Source organism: Candidatus Dadabacteria bacterium (assembly GCA_009840385.1).
GTDB lineage: Bacteria > Desulfobacterota_D > UBA1144 > Nemesobacterales > Nemesobacteraceae > Nemesobacter > Nemesobacter australis.
On record VXNX01000003.1, the window covers coordinates 74,978 to 97,475 of the forward strand.

Below are 22,498 nucleotides of genomic sequence, written 5' to 3' on the forward strand. Positions count from 1 at the left end.
TGTGTTTCAGAGGACGAATCAGTTGGGTATAGAGGTAAATATCGACGGGAAGCAAGGCAGGTTTTCTTCGGGAATCACCGTGGGGGACGTGCTGGCGGAACTTGGGGAAGACAAGCGTACAGTAGGGGCCGTCGTAGACGGCCAGGTAGTTGATTTCTGGCACCGCCTCGGGAGCGACTGCGACCTTCTGCCCGTAAAAAGCAATACCGAAGCCTCTTTGGGGCTTCTGCGGCACACCGCGGCCCACGTTCTCGCTGAAGCCGTCCAGTCTCTTTTCCCCCAGGCGAGGGTCACCATAGGTCCCGTGATAGAAAACGGGTTTTACTACGATTTTGATTTCGAGAGGGGCTTCACTCCCGAGGATCTTGAGAACATCGAAGCGAAGATGCTTGAGATAATAAAGAAGAACCGGCCTCTTACGAGAAAATCGGTCACGAGGGAGGAGGCCATAGCTACCTTCTCCGGGATAAACGAGAACTACAAGGTTGAGATAATAAACGACCTTCCCGAAGGGGAGGAGATAACCATATATGACCAGACAGACTGGTATGACCTCTGCAGGGGGCCTCACCTTCCCTCAACGGGTCTCATAAAGGCCTTTAAGCTCACGAGTTCCGCAGGGGCTTACTGGAGGGGCAACGAGAACAACCCCATGCTCCAGAGAATTTACGGAACGGCGTTCTGGGACAAAAAGGAGCTGCGCAAACATCTGCAGAGCCTGGAAGAGGCAAAAAAAAGGGACCACAGAAAGCTTGGGAGGGAACTCGATCTTTTCAGCGTGAACGAAGAAATAGGACCCGGTCTCATCCTCTGGCATCCTAGGGGGGCGAAGGTAAGAAACGTAATAGAGGATTTCTGGAAGAGGGAGCATATCTCCCGGGGCTACGAAGTGCTCTACACGCCGCATATGGCCAAACTTGATCTCTGGCGCACGAGCGGTCACGTGGATTTTTACTCGCAGAACATGTTCTCGTGCATGGAGGTTGAGAATTCCGATTATCAGGTAAAGCCCATGAACTGTCCCTTCCACATACTGATATACAAGACAAAGACGAGAAGCTACAGGGATCTGCCGATCAGGTGGGCCGAGATAGGAACCGTGTACAGGTACGAGCGTTCAGGGGTTCTCCACGGTCTTTTGAGAGTAAGGGGCTTTTCCCAGGACGACGCCCACATATTCTGCCGACCCGACCAGATACGCGAAGAGGTCTCCGGGGTGCTTCGCCTCACCTTGGATTTCCTGAAGACTTTTGGGTTTGATAATTACGAGATCTTTCTCTCTACGCGCCCGGCCAAGTTTGTTGGAAGCGAGGAGAACTGGGAGAGGTCTATAGAGGCCATCGAGGAGGCCCTGTCGGATGTTGGGCTTCCGTACGGAGTTGACACCGGCGGCGGGGCTTTTTACGGTCCCAAGATAGATCTTAAGATAAAGGACGTGATAGGCAGGGCTTGGCAATGCTCAACTATTCAAGTAGATTTCAACCTGCCCGAGCGGTTTGACATGGAATTTGTGGGTGAGGATAACGCGAGACATACCCCGATAATGATCCACAGGGCCATATTCGGTTCTATCGAGCGGTTCTTTGGAATTCTCATAGAACATTACGGGGGAGCGTTTCCGCTCTGGCTCAGCCCCGAACAGGTAAGGGTGGCATCCGTGGGACAGAGCCAGGCCGAGTACTGCGAGGAAGTCTGCTCCGAGCTTCGGAGCCGGGGAATCAGGGTCGGCAGCGATTTGCGAAACGAGAAGCTAGGATATAAGGTTAGGGAGGCTCAGGTGATGAAAATTCCCTACCTGCTGGTTGTGGGAGACAAGGAGGTTGAGACGGGAACGGTTGCTCCCAGGAAGTACGGCGGAGATGCCATGGCGGCGTTGCCGGTAAAGGATTTTATCGAAATCGTCGTGGGGGAGAACGATCCCTACAGTTGGATGGAGGTAACGGTATAGCTAGAAGGAGAAATAATTTCAGGGCCCGCGTTCCGGAGACCCGGATTAACAGGAGAATCACCGCGAAAGAGGTGAGGCTCATAGATATTGAAGGTGAGCAGCTCGGGATCGTAGGCATTGACGAGGCTTTGCGGATCTCGGAGGAAAAGGAAGTAGACTTGGTTGAGATTGCGTCAAACGCTACTCCGCCCGTATGCAAGTTGATGGATTACGGGAAGTTCAAGTACGAACTCAAAAAACAGCGAAGCGCGAAAAAACAGAAAGATCAGACGATAAAGGAGATCAAGTTTCGTCCCAACATAGGGGACCACGACCTTGAAGTCAAGGTAAACCGAATGAAGGGTTTTCTTGAAGCGGGTCACAAAACCAGGGTAAGGATATTTTTCAGGGGCAGGGAAATAGTTCACTCGGACCTCGGCCGCAAGCTCGCCGAGGATGTCTGCGAAAAACTGTCCGATGTCGCCTCGGTGGACATGGAGCCCAAGATAGAGGGCAAGAACCTGATAATGGTGCTTGTACCGGCAAAAAAAACAGTGAGGAATTCACAAGATGCCTAAGATGAAGACGAACCGCAGCGCGGCCAAGAGGTTTTCCGTTACCGGAAGCGGAAAAATAAGAAGGAACAAGGGTGGAAAAAGCCATATAAACGTGAAGAAGAGTTCAAAAAGGATGCGGAGACTGCTGGAGACGGATTTCATCGAAGGTTCCGCGGCCAAGAAGATCAAAACCTACGTTCCTTACCTGTGAACTGATACAAACGGAGAATACCGATGCGCATAAAAAGAGGAGTCACTTCCAGAAGACGTAAAAAAAGAGTTCTTAAGCTTGCAAAAGGGTACTGGGGGAGAAGAAAAAACAATTTCAGACGGGCGAAGGAAACCATACTCAGGGCACTTGCCTATTCCTACAGGGACCGCCGCCGCAGAAAAAGAGACTTCAGGGCGCTTTGGATTATGAGAATAAACGCTGGGGTAAGGCCTTTTGGACTTTCCTACAGCAGGTTCATAAACGCGCTTAAGCAGTCCGGAGTCGAACTTGACCGAAAAAGTCTCTCAGAGCTCGCCATAAGAAACCCCGAGAGTTTCAAGGCCGTGGTGGAGTTCGCGACCTCGAAGAAGGGATGATCTTCCGCCCCGACCGGGGCTTCTATTCTATTCCCGGCTAAAGCGGGTTTATACCGGGGTCGTGCGGGTCGCGCTCAAGCGGGCAGCCTTCGCAGCGCGGGGTCTTTGCGCAGTGAAGTTTCCCCGTTTTCACTATGAGCGCGTGGTACTCTCCGAAAACTCCTGTGTTTGGGGAAAGACTTTGCGTAAAAAGCTCCTGTATCTTCGCGTAACTTGCGTCTTCGGGGATCAGGCGGTGGCGGCTGAGAATTCTTCTTGAGTAGTTATCGACCACGAACACGGGTTTTCCAAGGGCGTAAAGCAGGATCGAATCAGCTGTTTCTTGGCCGATGCCGTTTACCGAAAGCAATTCCTCCCTGAGTTTGTCTGTGTCCTCTGCGAGCATGTTTTCCATCTCTCCCCCGTAGCTTGCGAACAGAAAGTCGATGAAGTTTTTAAGCCTTCTGGCTTTTAGGTTGTGATACCCGCAGGGACGAATCAGGGCCGCAAGCTGCCCGTGGGATACCGACTTCAGTTTTTCTGCCGAAAGCATGGAACTCTCCCTCAGAGCCGTAATGGCTCGCTCCACGTTTCTCCAGGAGGTGTTCTGGGTGAGTATGGCGCCTGTGGCGCACTCAAGTCTTGTACGGGCGGGCCACCAGTTCTGCGGACCATATCTTTTATACAGGACGGAGTAAAAATTCCGTATTCTTTCGGATTCGCCTGTACCGCTCAACGTATTGTTTCTCCGCCGCTTCTGCGGTTAATGTGGGAAACGACCAGGAAAAAGACGGCCGCAAGCGCGTATCCGGCGGCCCATCTGGCTCCTGTTGCGAAGCCGAGAGAATAGAGGCTTCCTTCAACCGAGATTTCCCCTGCGTGTATGAAACCGAAAAAGGCCATCACGGCTCCCACTCCCATCCAAACTCCCGCTTGAGTGAGCCTGCGTTCTACAAGGCACACTGCTGTTGCGGCCCAGACAACGGAGGAGAGCATGAATCCCTGGGAAAGCGCTACCAGCCCGGGCAGCTGAAGCCCAGAGGCGACAAACACGTCTAAATTCTCAAACGCGCGGTGAGCTACAGAACCGTCCGAAATCGCTGCTCCCACCGCTCCTACTGTTTGGGAAACCACTATCGTTCCCCACGCCGCAAGAGACGGGACCAGTCCCAGAGCTACGGCGGGGGCGTGGGAGCGAGGAGTGGTCTGAAACGCCTGGGCCGTCATCACGAGACCTACCCATATCAGTATTACTCCGGCGGCCTCGACCGGCACCAGGGCCACGGCGAGGGAACTGAGACCGACAAGCGACACAACGGCGTAGAAAGCTCCGTTCATAACCGAGTAGCCTCCTTTCGCTCCCATCTCTTTCCATCCCGGATGGCCTATGTATATGGTCGTGGGGAAACACGACCCGAAAAGGGATGCGGCTATCGATCCCACTCCGTTAACTGCAAGGCACGGTCCCGTGGGGTAGGGGTCTCCCGCGGCCTCTGCGGACTCTATGTTTTGCAGGGACCCGAGAATGTTGTAAAGCCCCATCGGAAGCACTACGGGAATCAGTACCGAGCGCACCAGGGGATCCGAAAGCCCTGCAACGAGATCGCCCAGAACTGGAATAGGCAGGTAGAATCCCACGTCGCCGAATGCTTTGCCCACAGCGGGTCCCGAAACGGATGTTTCCTCTCCGAATCCCGCTGCGAAGAGAACCCACGCGGCGAACATTCCAAGGACAAGGGCAAGACCCACTCCGGGAATTCCAAGCGGAAGCCTTGTCCTTGAGAGCAAGGTGAACAGTAGCACTCCAAAGGGGAGCAGGGCGACCAGAGGATAGGCGAAACATCTTGCGGCAAAGTCCATGCACAGAAACGCTACGGCTATTCCGGCAAGAGAGGTGAGCAGTGCGGCTCGCGGGGTCGCTTTTCTGATCCTCTCGGCTACGAAGGATCCCGCGAGTTCAATGACTCCGGAGAGAAAGCATGCGGCCACGCCGACGCGCCAGGCCACAAGCGCGGCCTCCTGCGGAGTAGCTCCCTGGCTCTGTGCCGCAAGCTTTGCGGGGATCATTACCAGGAAGATAAAAGCGAACACGGAAATCGTGTTGACTCCGTAGGGAAGCGCTGTTACGTCTTTTCTTCCTGTGGCAGCCGACAGACGCTGCGCAAGCCAGGCGTAGTAGAGATTGCCGATGATAAGCGATATGGCTACGGCGGGGAGAACGGATGAGATGATGAACTCCCTCTGCAATCCCACGAGACCCGTAAGCAGTACCACGATCAGAAGGTACTGGACGAGGTTGTCCACCATGAGACCGAAAAACCCCTCGGCATCGGAGAACGAAAAAAGAGGCTGTGCGCCTGCGGGGAAAAAGAGGTTTTTCATGTCTTATTCCGGGATTGTGTGGAACCGTAGAACCAAACGGCAAACCTGCAATGAAGCGTTAATTATAATGAAAAAGCTATTGCGGGCAAAGCCCCGCGCGCCTGATTCTCGTGGATGTGCCCGCGGCCGACGATCTTCCCGCTGTGCTTGGCAATGGATATCAGCTATAAATCCACCCTTATCATCGCCTGAACAACTGATTCCTCGACCCCCGAGATCCCAAACTTGTTGTGCCAATACCACCACTCAATACCGACATATACCTGTCCCTGCCGGTTCACCAGACGACCCACATCCAGCAGGAGCTGAGGCTGCATAAGAAAGTTTTGTTTTTCATAGGCGGATGTTTCAGCCTCACCCTCTGAGCCGGCCCAGTCGAAATAGCCATTGAACATCCAGTGCGCCGGTCCCGTTTTGAAGGTCGCATTCCAAACCACTGTCACCTGCCAAGTTGTTCCGGCAAGATCCGGATTTTCCCTTAAGTAGCCGTTTGTCTGGACGAAATTAAACCCGGGCACATCAAGGTCCACCGCGGCGCCAATGAGATAATTGGTAAAACCTTCTCCCTTTTCCAAAGTGCCGGACAGAAGCACATCTTCCACCGGCCCCGCGGAAAAAGCTTTACCGCTTATTTTGGAGAAGCTCAGACGGGGGGACCACTCCCCATAGAATGAACTGTTACCTCTCAATGGTCGGATATCCACAAAGGCAAAGTTATCGCCATAGGCCCAGCCGTTAATCCATTCCAGAGTGAGGGTTCCCGCTTTCTCACGCTCCAGTTCGAAGTCCGTACCATAGAGCAACTGGGCGTTGAACGCATTCCAGGTCTGCGCTACTGCCGGCGCTGACGACAACAAGACAAGCAAACAGAGGCATATGGTGCAGGCAATTACTCTAAGATGATTCATCTTGCGTTCAGCTTCTGGCTTCCGCCCGCCCGGCATACGGTCTGCCAAGGCGGCATTGACGATGGGCTGTTCTGAATTTGGTATTACGGCTCCATTCAACCATGACATCATTTTAATACGGAGTTTATCATAAAGGCAATTTTCATGTCATATATCCAGTTATCCTGTTTCAACTTCATCTTATTTCTTAATTGTAAATATCAATAAGTCTCCCGCTTCCTCGAGGTTGTTTTGACAGTCCACTTTTTAGGATGTTTAATCTAGTATATGACTTACACCCCTTTATACGAAACACACAAGAGTTTCGGGGCGCGGATGATCGATTTTGCCGGGTGGAAGCTTCCTCTTCAGTTTGACGGTATAAGGCAGGAACACATGGCTGTCAGGACCGCCTGCGGACTTTTCGACGTGAGCCACATGGGAGAAATAGAGGTCAACGGACCTCAGGCGGAAGATCTCTGCCAGAGGCTTAACACCAATGACATGGCAAAGCTTCGCGACGGCCGGGCCCGGTACGGTCTTTTCTGCTATCCAGACGGCGGAGCGGTTGACGATCTTATAACCTACAGGTTCTCGGCGGAGCATTTCCTTGTCTGCGTGAACGCGTCTAACACTGAGAAAGTCTATCGCTGGATGGGCGATAACTGCGGTGATCTTGACGTTGAGGTAACCGACGCGAGCGCCGCTTACGCTCAGATCGCCGTTCAGGGTCCCGACTCGGTATCAGTAATGGAGAAGGCGCTTGGCGAGGAGAGCGTGAGGGATTTCCCCAGATTTTCTTTCAGAATCCTGGAGGGCGAGGCGACGGGAGTGATAGCTGCCAGGACCGGTTATACTGGTGAAGACGGCTTTGAGTTGTTCGTGCCCGCGGGGGACGCGGTCTGGATCTGGGAGAGGCTTTACGAAAGCGGGAGCGAATCAGGGATCACTTTTTGCGGCCTTGGAGCGCGCGACACCCTTCGAATAGAAGCCGGATACCCTCTTTACGGAAACGAGTTGGATGAGAAGAAAACCCCGATTGAGGCCGGCTTGGGTAGGTACGTGAAAATGGACAAGGGCGATTTTATCGGCCGCGCTGCGCTTCTGGAGCAGATGGAGGGTGGAACAGCGAGGAAAACCCTTGGTTTTAAGATGCTTGAGAGGGGAGTTCCCAGGCATGGCTACGATGTAGTGAAGAACGGAAAGAGAATAGGAGAAGTTACAAGCGGTACCATGTCTCCGGTTCTTGATATTGGTGTGGGTATAGCTTCGGTGACCTCTGGTGAAGTTGAGTGTGGAGATGAAATAGGGATTGAGATCCGGGGACACGCGAGAAAAGCGGTTTCTTCTGAATTTCCGCTTCATAAAGACTGAGACAAGTAATATATAAGGAGCATTGAAGTTATGAGTGTACCGAAAGACTTGAAATATACTGAAGAACATGAGTGGATCAGGTTCGAGGGGGACAGGGCGGTGGTCGGAATAACGGATTATGCGCAGGAGGCCCTCGGGGAGATAGTCTATGTTGAACTGCCGGTTGAAGGGGATGAACTGTTTCAGGGGGATTCCTTCGGCGGGGCGGAGTCGACAAAGGCGGTCTCGGAACTTTTCGCCCCGATCTCAGGAGAGATCGCCGAGGTGAATGATCTTCTGGTGGACTCCCCGGAACTTGTAAACGCCGACCCTTACGGTGACGGATGGATCATAAAAATTCATACGGACGAGCTTGATGAAAGCGAAGTTGAAAAACTTCTTGATCCCTCAGCTTATGAAGAACTGATAGAAGACGAGGAAGATGCCTGATACATTCAGGCATCCTGCCCGGGTTTTCCGGAGATTTCTGATTGGGAAGCGAAAACGGCATTTATGAAGAAGGGGATTTTTTCTCGGCTAGGCACATAGGTCCCACGCCCGAGGAAACGCACCGCATGCTTTCATGCGCGGGGGCGGGGAGTCTTGAGGAACTGGTGCAGGAAACCATTCCCGCCGACCTGCTTTCAGATGTCCAGATGTCTGTTCCCGCGGCTATGACCGAGAGTTCCTATCTTGACCACATAAGGGGCATCGGGCGTGAGAATGCGGTTTTCAAGTCGTATATAGGCCTGGGTTATTACGACTGCATCACCCCGGCGGTCATATTAAGGAACATTCTTGAGAACCCGAGCTGGTACACTCAGTATACTCCTTACCAAGCGGAAATATCGCAGGGACGCCTGGAAGCCCTTCTCAATTTCCAGACCGTAATTTCGGAACTTACGGAAATGGAACTTTCAAACGCCTCGTTGCTTGATGAAGCGACGGCTGCCGCTGAGGCTATGGCCATGTTTCACAGGCTGGGCGGCGCGAAGCGGGAGAAGGCGGACGCTGACGGGTTCTTCGTTTCCAGAAGGTGTTTTCCCCAGACCATTGATGTTTTAAAGACCCGGGCTGCGCCCTTGGGAATAAGAATCGTTGAGGGAGATGAGGAAGAAATTTCGCTTGACGGGAGTTTCTTCGGCGCGCTTCTTCAGTACCCCGACGCTTTCGGAGAAGTCAGGGATTACTCGGAATTCATAAAAAGTGCCCATGACCACGGTATTATGGTCGCGGTCGCGGCTGATCTCATGAGCCTCGTGCTGCTTACTCCTCCAGGGCGCTTCGGGGCCGACGCGGTTGTTGGAACTTCGCAGAGATTCGGGGTTCCCGTTGGTTACGGCGGTCCCCACGCCGCGTATTTTGCCACAAGAGACGAGTTCAGAAGACAGGTTCCCGGAAGAATAATAGGGGTATCTCTAGACAGGGACGAAAACCCCGCTTACAGAATGGCTCTTCAGACCAGGGAACAGCACATAAGGAGGGAGAGGGCCACTTCCAATATATGCACCGCGCAGTCTCTGCTTGCCATAATGTCCTCCATGTACGCTGTTTACCATGGTCCTGCCGGGCTGCGGCGCATCTCCGGGAGGATAAACACGCTCGCGAAAATGCTTGACCTGGGCTTTAAGGAGCTCGGAGTAGCTCAGCTAAACGGAGCGTTTTTCGATACCCTGCTTGTGGATATCTCACCCCATGGGGAGGACTCCTGCGAGACGCTTCGCGCAAGCGCCCTTAAAAAAGGGATCAACTTCAGATATCTTCCGGACCAGAAAGTTTGCATATCCCTTGACGAAACCACTGCGGAGAAGGATGTTGCGGAAATACTTTCGTTTTTTTCAGACTCTTTGGAACTCGGTGAAAAAGTGGCTGTCACAGCGGACCGGGTTTCCGCCGTTGCGTCCGTACCCGAGGAACTTCAGAGGAAGGGGGATTTTCTAGCCCAGCCCGTGTTTAACCGCTATCACTCCGAAACCCTGATGCTTAGGTACATAAAGAGCCTCGAGGGCAGAGATCTTTCCTTGGCCCATTCCATGATTCCCCTCGGTTCCTGCACTATGAAGCTCAACGGTACGACGGAAATGATACCGATAAGCTGGGAGGAATTCTCAAGAATCCATCCTTTTGCGCCCTCGGATCAGACGGCGGGATACGCTCGGGTGATCGGTGAACTCGAAAAGTATCTCTGCGAAATAACCGGACTTAACGCCTGCTCGCTTCAGCCCAACTCGGGAGCCCAGGGAGAGTATGCGGGTCTTATGGTCATACGCAGATACTTTGAGGAGAAAGGGGAGACCCAAAGGCGCGTGGTGCTGATTCCCTCTTCTGCCCACGGGACCAATCCCGCAAGCGCCCGGATGGCCGGGATGGACGTTGTGGTGGTAAAGTGCCGGAAAAACGGGGACGTGGACATAGACGATCTTGTTAGATGCTGCCGGAAGAATGAGGGGAAAGTGGCTTGCCTTATGATTACCTATCCTTCGACTCACGGGGTTTTTGAGTCCGGAATAAGGGAAATATGCGAAATAATTCACTCAAGCGGTGCGCAGGTATACATGGACGGGGCGAATCTTAACGCGCAGGTGGGCCTCTGCTTTCCCTCCCTTATCGGCGTTGACGTATGCCACATAAACCTGCACAAGACTTTCAGCATTCCACATGGAGGAGGAGGTCCGGGAATGGGCCCCATATGCGTCGCGTCCCATCTTGCCGCGCATCTTCCCGGACACGCCGTCGTGGAAGGGGTAGGGGGTGAGAAGTCCTGCGGAGCGATATCGGCGGCTCCGTGGGGAAGTGCGAGCATACTGCTTATATCCTACGGGTATATAAGACTTCTGGGAAAGGAAGGAATGACCGATGCTTCCCGCTATGCGATACTGAACGCCAATTACCTCAAGTGCCGGCTTGGGGAGCACTACGATATTCTGTACGAGGGAGAGAACGGAAGGGTCGCCCATGAATTCATACTCGACCTCCGGGAACTCGGGAAAAGCGCGGAAATAACGGCGGAAGACGTAGCCAAAAGACTCATGGATTACGGGTTTCACGCGCCGACTATGTCATGGCCGGTAGCGGGAACGCTGATGGTGGAACCTACGGAGAGCGAATCCATGGAAGAGCTGGACAGGTTCTGCGACGCGATGATAGAAATACGCAGGGAAATCCAGGAGATCATCGACGGCGGGACGGACCTTTCGGACAACGTACTTAGGAATTCTCCCCACACGGTCCTGGATCTCGTGTCTTCGGACTGGGAACATCCCTATTCACGCCAGCAGGCGTTTTTCCCGCTTCCATATCTCAGGACTAACAAATTCTGGCCGCCGGTCTCAAGAATAGACAATGCCTACGGTGACAGGAATCTGGTGTGCACGTGTCTTCCCCCCGAGGCTTATGCGGCGGAGGAGTAATAGGGGGAAATTCAGATCTTTATCTCTATGTAAGATTTTTTCTTGATGTCCTCAAGCCAGGAACTTATGAACCGCTCGACCTTTTCCATGTAGATCTGGTGCTTTATGCGGTCTTTGTACCGGGAAACCGAGGCTTCTCCAGCTTCGATTCTCTCAAGAACCTTTACTATGTGGTAGCCGCGAGATGACTTTACCGGTCCCGCGATACCATTTACTTCGGTCTGCTCCACAGCGTTTTCGATTTCAGCTACCAGGTCTCCTTTGACGAAATATCCAAGCACCCCGCCGTTTTGCGCCGACGATTCGTCCATCGAGTATTTTCTTGCGAGTTCCCCGAAGGATTCCCCGGATTTTGCGAGCTCCAGAACTTCTTCTGCTTTGGCGAGCGCGTTTTCCGCCTCCTGGTCAATCAGTATATGGGCGATTTTCGTCTGTTTTCCGTAACCGCTTCCCTCTTCTCCATAATGTTTTTTGTGGTATTCCTCTATTTCCTCGTCCGTAACCGCTATGCTTCCTTGAGTGACGTGGTCAAGAAGCCTTCTTGAGAGTATCTGGTATTTCCACTGGCGGTAGAAAAGCTCTTCCGACATGTTCTGTTTTTTAAGTTCCTCGGCTATTGCTTCTTCATCTAGGTTCATGGCTTCCTGCTGGCTTTTTACTATCGCCTTTACCTCTTCGTCGCTTACCGATATCTTCCTGGCGGCCGCCTGCTGGTCGAGCAGAATACGATCTATCATGGCGTCAAGCACTTCGCTACTGTTGATTTCCGCCTCCGGGTTTATGGTCACGTCCTTTATCTCCTGATTCAGTTCGCTAAGCGTTATTATTCTGTTGTTTACCACGGCCACCACCTTCTCCACGACCGCCGCTTGCGTTGTGTGGACAGACACGAGCGTAAAGACCGTGAAGAGCGCCAGGACCGTAAGCCACCATGGTTTTTTCATCTGAAATCTCCTTACAAACCGTTTTTTTTCTCTCTTGCCTCGATTCCGCGAATTATACTATACACGGGCTTGGGCCGGTTTTTCTACCTTTTCCACAGCGCTTATGAGCGTTTCGTATCTGCGCTCGGGCGGAAGGGGGATTTTGAGTTTCTTCTCCCGGCCCCGGTTCTCCGCGGCCGCAAGGCTCAGGGTCGCTGAAGCTTTTCCTATCTCGGCTCTTTTTATGAATTTCTCCCCGAGGGCGATCCTGAGTTCCGCGATGAGAATCAGCCGTTTCAGCGGGTCGGGCATAGCACCGAACCTGTCTTCAACTTCCGCGGCGATTTCTCTTAATTCCCCGCGTTCTCCCGCCGATGATATTTTTTTGTAGTAAAAAAGCCTCTCCGAACCGCTTTGTATGTAGTGCTCGGGGATAAACGCATCGTCCTGTGTTTTTATCTCCGGTCTGATTTCGTGGACGCGGCTCTCGCCCCTTTTGCTCTCCACGGTGTCTCTAAGCAGCTCAAGATAAAACTCAAGACCGATATCCGCTATATGTCCTGACTGCTTTTCTCCGAAAAGGGTTCCGGCCCCCCTTATCTGAAGGTCGGCCGTGGCCAGTTTGAAGCCGCTTCCAAGATCAGTGAGGCGCGAGAGGACCTCAAGTCTTTTTCTCGCTTCCTCGGTTAGGGAGTGCACAGACGGTATGAGAAAGTAGGCGTACGCTTTTTTGTCCGATCTTCCGACTCTGCCCTTCAGCTGGTAAAGGTCCGCAAGTCCCATAGTGTGAGCGTTGTTCACTATTATAGTATTGGCTTTCGGTATATCGAGTCCGGATTCAACTATCGCTGTTGTTACCAGCAGGTTCACTCTTCCGTCCGCGAACTGTTCTATGGTTCTTGAGAGGCGGGTTTCGTTCATGCGTCCGTGTGTTACCCCTATTGACAGTTCCGGCATGAGGTTTTGCAGAAGGTCCGCCTTCTCGAATATGTCTTCTATCCTGTTGTGTATGAAAAAAACCGTGCCGTTCCTTTTGACTTCTTTTTCCACCGCTTCCTTTATAACTCCGGTGTTGAACTGCTGAATGTACACTTCCACCGGCTGACGTCCTTCAGGAGGGGTGTTTATTACGCTTATGTCCCTTACGTCGGCTAGGGAGAGCTGTAGGGTTCTCGGGATGGGGGTTGCGGAAAGAGTGAGGACTTCAACGGCGTTTTTCATCGATCTTATGGATTTTTTGTGGTTGACACCGAATTTCTGTTCCTCGTCTATTACCGCGAGGCCGAGGTTTCTGAACTTTATTTTTTTCCCCAGAAGCTTGTGTGTTCCGATTATGAGGTCGAGGGAACCGTCTTCGAGCCTTTTTAGTATCTCTTTTTCTTTTTTGGCCGTTGTGAATCGCGAGAGCATATCGATTCTTACGGGGTAGTGCTCAAACCTCGAAAGCGCGGTCCGGTAGTGCTGGCTGGCGAGAAGGGTTGTCGGGGCGATCACCATGACTTGTTTTCCGTCAAGGCATGCTTTAAAGGCGGCCCGCAGGGCCACTTCGGTTTTTCCGAACCCGACATCTCCGCAGATCAGCCTGTCCATGGCTTTTTCCGATTCCATGTCGGACATTACGTCCTCTATCGCCGCTGACTGATCCGGGGTCTCGCTCCAGGGAAACTCCATCTCGAATCCATTGAACATCTGATCCCTGGGGGAGAACTGAAAGCCTTTCCCGACTTTTCTCTCAGCGCAGAGTTCCACAAGCTCGGTCGCGACTTCCTCGACAGCCCTTTTAACCTTGCCGACGGTTTTTTTCCAGTTCGCACTTCCGAGTTTCTCGATTCTCGGTTCTCTTCCGTCTCCCATGTATTTCTGGATCAGCCTGGATTTCTCCACGGGGACGAATATCTTGTCCCCGCCTTTGTACTCGCACTCAAGAAAATCACCTTGGCGGTTCTCAAACGAAAGCCTCTTGAGCCCCCTGAAAATTCCTATCCCGAATTCCTTGTGAACTATGTAGTCTCCGTGTTTAAGCTGGCTGAACGAGGTAAGAAACGCGGAGGGTATGTCGCTTCCTCCGAAGGGGGTGCCTTGGCTTTTTGTTTTCTGGAGCAGGGTTTTCTCCGTTAAAAGGGCGATCCTGAAATCATGAAGAACGGTGCTTTCAAAAAGTTCTCCGACCACGTGCACCATCGCGCTATCCGGGCGGTTCTCAGTAAGCTTGAGGAATTTTTCTCTCTCGCCCCGCGAGGTGAAAAATATAAACACCGCGTAGCCGTCTTCCATCAGTTCTTCGGCTTTGTCCATGAAGACCTCGAGAGAAGGCTTTGAAAACGATATCTCCTCGGTGCTGAACCTGATGCTGTTTTTTCCTTCTGCACCTATCTCCATCGCGCCTGTGTATACGAGCCTTGATTTTCCCAGTTTCTCTTTGAGCTTTTTTCCCTCGAGATAAAGTTTTCTGAATTGGGGAAGCGATTTTTCGAGTTTCCCAAGGGATTTTCTTCTCGCTTCGAATTTCTCCTCAAGTTTTAATAGCAGCTCAACTTCCTCAAATCCTTGGGGAAGGCTTATGATAAGATCCTCTCTGGGGTAATCGAGTATGCATTGGCGCGAGTTCCAAAAAAACGGCGTGAACCACTCGATTCCCCTGAAATATGAGCCGTTTTCAAACGCCTCTACCAGAGGTTCAACCTCGCTTGACGTAAGCCCCTGCTTGTCAGCTCCGGAGAGTATCTGCTTGATCAGGGTGTCTTTGCTTGTTTGGCGGTAAATTGCGAAAGAAGCCGGATTGATCACGGCTTTTTTTGTTTTTCCAATGGATTTCTGAGTTGAAGAAGAGAACTCCCGAAGCGAATTTATCCTGTCTGCGAAAAGCTCCACTCTCAAAGGATTCAAAGAACCCGGCGAGAACAAGTCCACTATGGAGCCCCGGACGCTCATGTCTCCCCGTTTCTCGGTAAAATCCACCTCGCGGTAACCGATCCCGAGGAGTCTTTGCGCAAGCTCATCCCGATCAACTTCCATTCCCTCTTCCACGGTGAAGCTCTCGGCTTCGAGGGAGCGGGGTGGAGGCAGTATCTCGGCAAGGGAAGCCGCGTCTGCGCAGAGCACTCCCGTTTGCTTCCACATGAAAAGGGAGTGAAGCCTCTCGGGTTCGGAGATCTCTTTTTTTTCGAAAAGGGAGCGGTTTTTCTCCATTCCTTTTGAGAGAAGAACCGGGATTTCCATTCCTTTCAGAGAAGAGACACTCCGCGCCGCAACGGCGCACTGTTCTCTTTGCTCACAGACATGGAGAATTCTTTTGCCCGGAACCTCGGAGAGAAGAGCCAGAAGAAAATAGGGGGAGTTTCCGTAAAGACCGGAAAGATCCGTCGGTCCTCCGGGCGGGGATGCAAGAAACTCCTCCACCATGGGGTTTCCCAGGTGTGACGAAAGTTCAATCGTGGGATTTTTACCGTTCACTCTTCGGGACAGGAATCATTTCTTCTCACAACTCGTCGAGTATGAGAGATCCCATTTCCTCTGTGCCCACCCTGGTTTTTCCTTCCTCGTATATGTCGGATGTGCGATAACCCTTCTCAAGAACATTTGCTACCGCTTCTTCGACCTGTGTGGCGGCCTCGTCCATGTCAAAGGAGTAACGTAGCATCATAGCCATCGAGAGAACCGAGGCTATGGGATTCGCTACGCCCTTGCCGGCGATGTCGGGAGCGCTTCCGTGCACCGGCTCGTATATGGCCCCTTCGTTTCCGACGCTTGCCGAGGGCAGCATGCCGAGGGAGCCGGTGAGCTGGGCGGCCTCGTCGCTTATTATGTCGCCGAACATGTTCCCCGCCAGCATAACGTCGAAGTCTGTGGGTCTTCTTATGAGCTGCATAGCGGCGTTGTCCACGTACAGATGCTCGAGCGTCACGTCTGAGAACTCGCGGTCATGGATCTCCGTGACAGTGTCTCTCCAGAGTACCATCGATTCGAGAACGTTCGATTTGTCTATTGAGGTAACCTTGTTTTTTCTTTTTCTGGCGATTTCAAAGGCCATCTTCGCTACTCTCTCTATCTCGGAAGTTGTGTAATGGAGGGTATTAAACGCCTTGCTTTCCCCCTTGCCCAGCTGTTCGGTTCCTCTCGGATGTCCGAAATATATTCCGCTCGTAAGCTCCCTCACGACCATTATGTCGACTCCTTCCACCACTTCCCTTTTAAGCGTGGACGCATCGGCAAGTGCAGCGTAGACAATCGCGGGCCTCAGGTTCGCGAAGGTGTCCAGCTGTTTTCTGAGTTCGAGAAGTCCCCTTTCGGGTTTTAGGTGGTGTTCCATGTTCTCCCATTTCGGACCGCCCACGGCCCCCAGGAGCACCGCGTCGCTTTGCTTAGCTTTCTCTATGGTTTCTTCGGTTACGGGAACCCCGTGTGCGTCTATGGCGCATCCGCCGAGAAGATCGCTTTCAAGCGCAAACTCAATCCCGTTTTTCTTCCCTACGGCCTTGAGTATAGACACGCTGACTTCGGTTACTTCAACTCCTATCCCGTCTCCCGGGATTACTAGTACTTTAGGCAATTTAAGTTTTCCTCTGCGTTCTCTGATTTTTTCAGGGCATTAACCTACCTGAATGATTATTAATTCCGAGGCCAGATTCCCGCAAGCGCCCGAGAAGTAGAATTTTTTACCGGGCGACGCGGTTTACGAGCCTTCCGATTCCCTCAATTTCCACTTCCACCACATCTCCAAGGCTCATGGGACTTATCCCGGAAGGAGTTCCGGTCGCTATTATGTCTCCCGGAAGAAGCGTCATCACCTTTGATATGAAGCTTACAAGCTCAGGGACGCTGAATATCAGGTTTTTCGTGCTTGAGTTCTGTTTTACTTCACCGTTTAAAAAAGTTTTTATGTGCAGGTCCGTGGGGTCGACTTCCGTTTCTATGAAAGGTCCGAACGGGGCGAACGTGTCAAATCCCTTGCCTCTTGTGAACTGTATATCCTTTGCCTGAAGGTCTCTTGCGGTCACGTCGTTTACGCAGGTATACCCGAAGACATATTCAAGCGCTTGTTCCTTTTCCACCATGCGGGCTTTCTTTCCTATAACGACCCCGAGTTCTCCTTCGTAGTCGACCCTGCTCGACATGTGCGCAGGATATTTTATTTCTTCTTGATGTGCGATAACCGCCGTTGAGGGTTTCATAAAGAGCATTGGGTCTTCGGGAGGAGTCCTTTTCATTTCCCTGGCGTGATCCTCGTAGTTGAGTCCTACGGCTATGATTTTTGTCGGGAGGCAGGGAGCAAGCGGCGCTATGTCCGCGTAGTCGTGCTTTACGTTCGTTACCGAATACCTACCGAAAATATCCCCTTCTATCTCAAAGACCGATCCGTCGAGATATTTTCCGAATACAGGTTCTTCTTCGGCGTTTTTGAATCTTAGGAATTTCATCGCGCGTTTCGTTTAAATGCCTCTAATTATATACGGGAATCTCGTATAAGAGTATCGGTCTTTTAAGCGTTTTGAGATTCAGTAAAGGACTTTTTTAAGAAAAAGTCCCTGAGGAGGAGCGGTGAAAACATTTTTGGTCTTCTGTCCCTGGGCGAGTATCTGTCCGAATCCCTCTGGGGCGAGTTTTCCCTTTCCAGTTTCCACGAGGGTTCCGGTTATCATTCTCACCATTCTTTTCAGAAACCCGTTCGCCTCTATTTCAATAAGGATTATCCCTTCGCGGGTTTTCTTGATGTGAACCCGTTTTACCGTGCGCACCGTGGTTTTCACGGTTATGTCGGCCGTGGCGAAAACGGAGAAATCATGCTTTCCCTCAAGATGGGAGGCGGCTTCTTTCATCTTCCCCGTATCAAGCTTCTCCGGGATATGCCATACTCTGTTTCTCTGAAGTGCAGGGGGATGCGGTCTGTTGAAAATCCTGTATTCGTATATCTTGTTTCGGGAGCTGAACTGTGCGTGAAAGCCTTCTGGAACCTCAAGGGCCTTGATAATGGATATGTCGCGGGGAAGGGTGGAGTTGAGTGCTTTTCGCAAGGTTTCGGAATCCAGTTGCGTCTCGGTGAGAAAACTTGCCACCTGACCCATCGCGTGCACGCCGGCATCCGTTCTTCCGGATCCCGTTATCTTTATGTTTTCTCCGGTAATTTGCCGTAAGGCGTCCTCTATCGTCTTCTGTACCGTGGGAAGATTCGCCTGGCATTGCCAGCCGTGGTAGTCCGTGCCGTCATACTCGATAACTATTTTTATGTTTTTCATTTCCGTCTGCGGCTGCCCGGTATCAGGCGATCGGCTCCTGTTTTCTAAGCTCTATTCGCGGATCAAGTATGGCGTAGAGAAGGTCGACGATGAGATTCGCTATTACAAGCAGAAGAGCGTAGATGATCGTTATCCCGAGCACCACTGAGTAATCTCTGTTTGCCACGGCGAAAACGAAAAACCGTCCCATTCCCGGTATCGCGAATATATGTTCGACGACAAATGATCCCGTAACTAGGTAGGCGGTCAGGGGGCCGAGCACCGTTACGACAGGTATAAGCGCGTTTCTCAGTATGTGCTTTGTGAATATCTTTGTTCTTCCAAGACCCTTCGCTCTTGCGGTTCTTACGAAAAACTGGCCCGACACATCGAGCATGTTGGAGCGTACTAACCTTGAGATATAGGCGAATGGAGCTAGGCTCAGGGTCACCGCCGGAAGGACGATGTGCTTGGGCTCTCCCCAGAGAGCGGCCGGCAGAACCCCCCATTTAACGGAGAAAAAATATATGAGCGCTGCTCCCACGACGAAGCTCGGGACCGATACAAGAGAGGTGGAGATTAGCACGGAAGCAATGTCGTGGATGCTTCTTGGAAACAGCGAGGAGATCATTCCGACGGCAGTTCCCAAGAAAAACGCAAGCACAAGGGATACAAACCCGAGCCCCATTGAGACCGGCAAGGTTTCCTTTATTATGTCTGTAACTGGCCTGTCGTCGTATTTGTATGAAGGTCCGAAATCCCCCTGGGCCAGGTTCCCCATGTAGATGAGATATTGCTTGTGCAGTGGTTTGTCCATGTGGTATTTCTTCTCGATATTCTCGAGTATGTGCGGAGGAATGCTTTTTTCCGTATCGAAAGGACCTCCGGGAAGCACTCTGAGCAAAAAGAAGGTTATGCTTGCGACCGCGAGGATCACGACTGCTCCGGTCAGTATTCGAAAGGAAAGAAATTTAAGCATTATTTTGTTTCTGGGACTTCATCCACTGTTCTCAATGCGTAGGCGCCGCATATCCGAAGGTCAAGAAATATCCTTTCTTATGGCCAGGATTTTTCTTGACGTCATTCCCTTTTCGTCCTTGGCCACTATGGTGAAAAGGTTTATCCCTTCTTCAAGAGTTAAAGGAAAAAGCAGGGCGGCGGTGTTTTTGCCCGGAGTGAGGAGCTTTATCTTGTCGTTCTTTTTCCACACCGAGACGCTCTCTATGCGGTCAGAGTCCCTGACAGACCCTCGTACCAGTATCATGGAATCTTCTGTGGACATCGGGAAATCTGAAATTATTATGGAGGGGGGCCACTCAAAAGCCTCTTCGAGAAGCGAGATCTGCTGTGCGGCGCCGTTTGATCCGCTCTCTCCCGACGTTTCCCCGGATGAGTCATCGTGACTTGCCCGGTTAACCCTGATAGACTTTTCCTCAACCCAGCCCGCTACCGAGTTCTTCCCCTCAACCCGTATCCATCGCCCCGAGGCCCCGAGAATTTTTACAATGGAGCTTTTCTGCGCCAAGGCTATTGACGAGGCTTCGGGGAAAGTCCCCCCGAGTATGTAGCTTGCGTCCCTGAACACGGCGGTTTTCTTTGCCGAAGCCGGGGAAAACGGTCTCTCTTGCGCGAAGACAGGTAGGGTTATTTTCTGTGTTTTTACTTCCCGAAAGTCTTCATCCATTACGATAAGTTCGAATTTCGTCTCATCGGCTTTGCCGTCCTGCCTGAAACGAAACGGCGCAAAGCGGATTTCTCCAGGACGAAAGTTCTCAAATTCAATTCTTCCTCTCTCAAGGAACACGCCGTCGCCCGAAAGATTTTTGAGAGTCACGACCGTTTTTTCCGATACTCCGTCTCCTACGTTTTTTAATCTCAAGTTGAGTACTACCGTTTCTTCAAATTCCGCGCGTCCGTTTCCGTTTCCCTGGCTCTCGAATCTTCCGTCGTCCACTACTTCGTGGTTATGGGAGTAGACGGGACGCTTGTCCGCCACGGTTCTCACGAGCAGGCTTTCTTCCGTAAAGGTTTTTTCCCCCGAACTTGTGAAAACAAGCTTTAGATTATCCTCTCTGGTAGTTACCCACCTGGGTACGGAGAACCTAACTTTCGAGGTTTTGCTCTGCCCAGGGAGCAATTTTCCGAACAGAAGTTCCCCATTGCTGTAAACGCGGTTCTCACAGTCTGTGACGGCACTGAGCCTGTAGATTGGGTCGGGGCCGGAGTTTGTCACTTTTATCTCGAGAAAACTCTCTTCACCGGCTCGGAAAACTGTCTTCGAGGGAACCGTTTCAACTGATACGCTGAGATCTTTTGTTTCACCTGCCGACCAGTCGATTCCCGTATCCTCGATACGGGTTTTGATTTCTTCAAGCTGTGCGTTGGAGAAATCGCCGGCCGCTGCATACATCTGTTCCGGGGTCTCCGCCAGAAGCAGCCTGCTTGAGAGTTTTATGTAGAAATCGCTTTCCAGCTTCTCAAGTTTCTGCACTTTTGTAAGTGATTCGTCCGGCTGGACTTCGGCCTCGTCTTCTTCCTGCGGTGCCAAGCTGTCGTCAATATACTTGATCGTGAGTTCAGGAGTCGGCGGTTCTGTCTCCTCTGCGGTTTCTCTTTTTTCGGGTAGCGGATTGTAAACGACCTTCTCCTCGTTAACAAAGGATCCCTGCAGGAGGATGTCGGGGGTTATACCGCTATCCTGTATGGAGATATTGCCCGGGGTCAGATATTTCGCTATGGTGAGCTTCAACGCGGCGCCGTCTTCGAACTCGAAGATCTTCTGGACAGAACCTTTGCCGAAGGATCTTTTTCCCACCACAATTGCTCTTTTGTTGTTTTTCAGCGCTCCGGCGACTATTTCCGACGCGCTCGCGCTTCCCTGGTTCACAAGCACTATTACCTTTCCCTTGTACTCAGGCTGTCTTGCCGTCGCCCTGTAGGTCTTTGAATAATCCCTTGCTTTTGTCGTCATTATCGTTCCCGAGGAAAGGAAGAGATCGGCTACTTTTTCCGCCTCCGAGAGAAGACCCCCGGGATTTGCTCTTAAATCCAGAATTACTCCCTTGATAGGGTAGGAGCGGTTTTTTATCTCTTTTTTAAGATCAGAAGATGTGTTTTTCTGGAAATTTCTTATTCTCAGGTAAAGAATGTCGTTTTCAAGATCAAACCCTTCAACGCTTTCTATCTTTATTGTGTCCCTTACTATCGAGAACTTCTTGGGTTTACTGAAGTTTTTCCTGGAAATAAGCAAGTTTACCTTGGTCCCTTTTTTGCCCCTGAGTTTTCCAACGGCCTCGAGAAGCGGCATGTTTATGGTCGACTCGTTTTCTATCTGCACGATCTTGTCTTTGGTCTTTATTCCCGATCTGTAGGCGGGAGTGCCTTCTATCGGCGATATGACGGTCAGCTGACCGTCTCTTATTCCGACCACTATTCCGAGTCCTCCGAAGCTTCCTTCAGTATCTATCAAAAACTCCTTGTAGACATCCGGCGGAATCATGGCGGAGTGCGGGTCAAGGACCTTCAGCATGCTGTCCGATATTGAATATTCTATGTTTTTGACGGCGCGTTCTTCGGCCCCTGTGTTAGAAAGGACAAAAGACACGACTTGGCCCAAGGTGCTTGCGACATCGTTTGAGGACGGCAGTTCCTTTTCTTTGAATTTTTTCGTTTTTTCCTTTACCTGAACGGCGAAGTTCCCGCCCCGATCTTCTGGGAATTCCACCAGCACGTCGTCAAGAAAGGTTTCGAGGCTGGAGACCGCCTTTTCAAGCATTTCTGCGTAGTCGATCTTGGCTTTATCCAGATAAAACTTGTTTACATGCTTAAGGGCGTCCTCGGCAATCTTTATGCTCTGATTGTTGTATTTTCGGTCAAGACTGACCGGCTCGGCGACGAGAAAAAAAGATAGGACAATAATGGTTCCCAAGGCGAGCGCCAAGTACCCGTTTTTGAGAAAATTTGGGATTTTTTCAGACAATTAAGATCACCGTCCCGGAGACTCTATTATCAATTATACTGCGGATTATATCAAACGGCGCTTCAGAGAAAGACCAAGAGAAGAAAAAGAGAGACAGGGGCAGTTATCCTGCCTGAATACAGCGAGAATCTGCGTCCGCTTCGCTTGGGACGCAAGAACTGCTTGTTGGGAAGAAAACAAAAAACAACGGACAGAAAGAATCCATTATGATTCTCCCTGTCCGTTATAAGCCAGCTAAAACAATATAATCTTAGCCTGGTACTCCACCGAGAGGATTCCACTTCTCTGTAAGCAGAAGCAT

At 51.5% G+C, this 22,498-nt stretch carries 17 protein-coding genes; 7 read left to right on the forward strand and 10 right to left on the reverse strand.

Annotated features, from left to right (window positions below; all coding sequences use genetic code 11):
- The first annotated feature begins 22 nt into the window (after window positions 1-22).
- Genes thrS through rplT form a run of 4 tightly spaced genes read left to right on the forward strand, consistent with a single transcriptional unit; the run spans window position 23 to window position 3,072 of the window.
- Entirely contained in the window at window positions 23-1,948 is a 1,926-nt protein-coding gene (thrS, locus tag F4X55_01185; protein MYC39623.1) for a threonine--tRNA ligase, read from the forward strand.
- Window positions 1,945-2,505 (forward strand): translation initiation factor IF-3, encoded by a 561-nt coding sequence (locus F4X55_01190; protein ID MYC39624.1) that lies wholly within the window; start codon window positions 1,945-1,947, stop codon window positions 2,503-2,505. The genes thrS and F4X55_01190 overlap by 4 nt, the downstream gene beginning before the upstream one ends.
- Window positions 2,498-2,695: a 50S ribosomal protein L35 gene (rpmI, locus tag F4X55_01195; protein MYC39625.1), complete on the forward strand. Its 198-nt coding sequence runs from the start codon at window positions 2,498-2,500 to the stop codon at window positions 2,693-2,695. Before F4X55_01190 ends, rpmI begins: the two co-directional genes overlap by 8 nt.
- Window positions 2,696-2,718: 23 nt before the next feature.
- The gene (gene rplT, locus F4X55_01200) at window positions 2,719-3,072 is read left to right on the forward strand and encodes a 50S ribosomal protein L20 (GenBank protein MYC39626.1); all 354 of its coding nucleotides are present in this window, start codon (window positions 2,719-2,721) and stop codon (window positions 3,070-3,072) included.
- A gap of 37 nt (window positions 3,073-3,109) precedes the next feature.
- Here rplT and F4X55_01205 read toward each other — a convergent pair whose 3' ends face one another.
- The 3 genes from F4X55_01205 to F4X55_01215 all read right to left on the reverse strand — a co-directional run bounded on the left by F4X55_01205 (window position 3,110) and on the right by F4X55_01215 (window position 6,440).
- On the reverse strand, window positions 3,110-3,787 hold the full coding sequence (locus tag F4X55_01205; GenBank protein MYC39627.1) for an endonuclease III domain-containing protein: 678 nt from the start codon (window positions 3,785-3,787) through the stop codon (window positions 3,110-3,112).
- Entirely contained in the window at window positions 3,784-5,433 is a 1,650-nt protein-coding gene (locus F4X55_01210; protein ID MYC39628.1) for an NCS2 family permease, read from the reverse strand. The genes F4X55_01205 and F4X55_01210 overlap by 4 nt, the downstream gene beginning before the upstream one ends.
- A gap of 164 nt (window positions 5,434-5,597) precedes the next feature.
- Window positions 5,598-6,440 carry a DUF5020 domain-containing protein gene (locus F4X55_01215; GenBank protein MYC39629.1) on the reverse strand — a complete coding sequence of 281 codons (843 nt, stop codon included), beginning with the start codon at window positions 6,438-6,440 and terminating at the stop codon, window positions 5,598-5,600.
- Window positions 6,441-6,608: 168 nt separating this feature from the next.
- Here F4X55_01215 and gcvT point away from each other — a divergent pair, with 168 nt between their 5' ends.
- The 3 genes from gcvT to gcvP are packed head-to-tail and all read left to right on the forward strand — an operon-like array spanning window position 6,609 to window position 11,083.
- Window positions 6,609-7,694: a glycine cleavage system aminomethyltransferase GcvT gene (gcvT, locus tag F4X55_01220; GenBank protein MYC39630.1), complete on the forward strand. Its 1,086-nt coding sequence runs from the start codon at window positions 6,609-6,611 to the stop codon at window positions 7,692-7,694.
- Window positions 7,695-7,706: 12 nt separating this feature from the next.
- Window positions 7,707-8,123: a glycine cleavage system protein GcvH gene (gene gcvH / locus F4X55_01225; GenBank protein MYC39631.1), complete on the forward strand. Its 417-nt coding sequence runs from the start codon at window positions 7,707-7,709 to the stop codon at window positions 8,121-8,123.
- Between the two features lie 41 nt (window positions 8,124-8,164).
- Window positions 8,165-11,083 carry an aminomethyl-transferring glycine dehydrogenase gene (gcvP, locus tag F4X55_01230; GenBank protein ID MYC39632.1) on the forward strand — a complete coding sequence of 973 codons (2,919 nt, stop codon included), beginning with the start codon at window positions 8,165-8,167 and terminating at the stop codon, window positions 11,081-11,083.
- Between the two features lie 11 nt (window positions 11,084-11,094).
- Here the strand turns inward: gcvP and F4X55_01235 are convergent, their stop codons facing one another.
- The 7 genes from F4X55_01235 to F4X55_01265 form a co-directional block, all read right to left on the reverse strand.
- Window positions 11,095-12,027, reverse strand: a complete 933-nt coding sequence (locus tag F4X55_01235) for a hypothetical protein (GenBank protein ID MYC39633.1) — start codon at window positions 12,025-12,027, stop codon at window positions 11,095-11,097.
- A gap of 57 nt (window positions 12,028-12,084) precedes the next feature.
- Entirely contained in the window at window positions 12,085-15,459 is a 3,375-nt protein-coding gene (gene mfd, locus F4X55_01240) for a transcription-repair coupling factor (protein ID MYC39634.1), read from the reverse strand.
- A 25-nt stretch (window positions 15,460-15,484) separates the two neighbouring features.
- Window positions 15,485-16,555 (reverse strand): 3-isopropylmalate dehydrogenase, encoded by a 1,071-nt coding sequence (leuB, locus tag F4X55_01245; GenBank protein ID MYC39635.1) that lies wholly within the window; start codon window positions 16,553-16,555, stop codon window positions 15,485-15,487.
- Window positions 16,556-16,661: 106 nt separating this feature from the next.
- Window positions 16,662-17,423, reverse strand: a complete 762-nt coding sequence (locus tag F4X55_01250) for a 2-hydroxyhepta-2,4-diene-1,7-dioate isomerase (GenBank protein MYC39636.1) — start codon at window positions 17,421-17,423, stop codon at window positions 16,662-16,664.
- A gap of 78 nt (window positions 17,424-17,501) precedes the next feature.
- On the reverse strand, window positions 17,502-18,239 hold the full coding sequence (gene truA / locus F4X55_01255; protein ID MYC39637.1) for a tRNA pseudouridine(38-40) synthase TruA: 738 nt from the start codon (window positions 18,237-18,239) through the stop codon (window positions 17,502-17,504).
- Between the two features lie 22 nt (window positions 18,240-18,261).
- Entirely contained in the window at window positions 18,262-19,197 is a 936-nt protein-coding gene (locus F4X55_01260) for an ABC transporter permease (GenBank protein MYC39638.1), read from the reverse strand.
- Window positions 19,198-19,257: 60 nt separating this feature from the next.
- Window positions 19,258-22,197 (reverse strand): PDZ domain-containing protein, encoded by a 2,940-nt coding sequence (locus F4X55_01265; GenBank protein ID MYC39639.1) that lies wholly within the window; start codon window positions 22,195-22,197, stop codon window positions 19,258-19,260.
- Window positions 22,198-22,498 lie beyond the last annotated feature (301 nt).

Coding starts and splice junctions, on each gene's coding strand:
- rpmI (MYC39625.1), top strand. CDS start 2,498: ATGCCTAAGATGAAGACGAACCGCAGCGCGGCCAAGAGGTTTTCCGTT.
- rplT (MYC39626.1), top strand. CDS start 2,719: ATGCGCATAAAAAGAGGAGTCACTTCCAGAAGACGTAAAAAAAGAGTT.
- F4X55_01210 (MYC39628.1), bottom strand. CDS start 5,433: ATGAAAAACCTCTTTTTCCCCGCAGGCGCACAGCCTCTTTTTTCGTTC.
- gcvT (MYC39630.1), top strand. CDS start 6,609: ATGACTTACACCCCTTTATACGAAACACACAAGAGTTTCGGGGCGCGG.
- F4X55_01235 (MYC39633.1), bottom strand. CDS start 12,027: ATGAAAAAACCATGGTGGCTTACGGTCCTGGCGCTCTTCACGGTCTTT.
- F4X55_01250 (MYC39636.1), bottom strand. CDS start 17,423: ATGAAATTCCTAAGATTCAAAAACGCCGAAGAAGAACCTGTATTCGGA.
- truA (MYC39637.1), bottom strand. CDS start 18,239: ATGAAAAACATAAAAATAGTTATCGAGTATGACGGCACGGACTACCAC.
- F4X55_01260 (MYC39638.1), bottom strand. CDS start 19,197: ATGCTTAAATTTCTTTCCTTTCGAATACTGACCGGAGCAGTCGTGATC.